The sequence below is a fragment of the Amycolatopsis sp. lyj-90 genome (assembly GCF_046549035.1).
Lineage (GTDB): Bacteria > Actinomycetota > Actinomycetes > Mycobacteriales > Pseudonocardiaceae > Amycolatopsis.
The window spans coordinates 1-1,068 of the sequence record NZ_JAJPWP010000025.1 but is presented as its reverse complement, the minus strand read 5'-3'; the positions used below and the strand labels follow the sequence as shown (position 1 = coordinate 1,068).

Annotated in this window: 1 protein-coding gene; it reads left to right on the top strand. The window is 62.9% G+C overall.

What is annotated here, in order from left to right; translation table 11 throughout:
* The coding region (locus tag ACLJPX_RS44225) for an SDR family NAD(P)-dependent oxidoreductase (RefSeq protein WP_410606081.1) at window positions 1-1,068 on the top strand (1,068 nt) is incomplete at both ends.

Sequence of the window (1,068 nt, the reverse complement as noted above, 5' to 3'; positions counted from 1 at the left end):
GTGTTGCGTTTTTGAGTGGTGGTCGGGAGTCTGATGTTGTTGTCGGGCTTCGTGTTCTTCAGGTGTGTTTGGCGGGTGAGGTGGTGTCGCCGGGGCGGGTGGTGTTGTTGCCGGTGGCGGGTGGTGTCGATGACGCCGGGTTGTGGGGTTTGGCTCGGACGGCTCGGTTGGAGCGTCCGGATGTGGTGGTCGATTGCTTTGAGGTGGCGGGAGCAGAGCTTGCCCGGGTGTTGAGTGTGGGTGGGAGTGTCGGGCCGGGGTCGGATTATCGGCTGTCTGCCTCTGGTGATGTCGAGGTTTTGCGGCTGGGGCGGCTTGGTGTTGGTGAGGTCGGCGGGTTTGTTGCCCGGGGGGACGTTTCATATGTGGTGAGTGGTGGTTTGGGTGCGCTGGGTTTGGCGACAGCCGAGTTTCTGGTTGAGAGTGGTGCTCGGCACGTGGTGTTGTTGTCGAGGACTGGTTATACGGAGTCCGAGTTGCCGGCAAAAGTTGTGGAGTTGCGGCGATCGGCTCGGGTGGAGTGTTTCGTTTGTGATGTGAGTGATGCGGGGTCGGTTCGCCGGGTTCACGGCGCGATGGTGGATGCTGGCTTGCCCGCGGTCGCTGGTGTGATTCATGCGGCAGGTGTTTTGACCGACGGTGTGTTGGAGAATCAGAGCGGACGGAAGCTGAACCAGGCCTATGGCGCGAAGGTGCGAGGGGCCCGGAATCTTCGGGCTGTCTTCGCTCCCTCCGATTTCCTGGTGTTGTATTCGTCTGCTGCCGCGGTCTTCGGTTCGGCCGGCCAGGCCAGCTATTCGGCTGCGAACGCGACGCTGGACGCGTTGGCACGAAGCTGGTCAGACCTGGGCGAGCCGGTGTTGTCGGTTCAGTGGGGCGCGTGGTCCGAGGCGGGAATGGCGACCCGGCACCAAGGGGCAAACCGCGCCCAGGCCGCAGGCTACGGAACGATCAGCAACCAGCTCGGCACCCAGACCCTCGGACACCTCCTCACAACCAAACAGACCGGCGTCGTCTGCGTCTCCCCAATCGACTGGGACACCTACGTCTCCACCACACCACTCACCA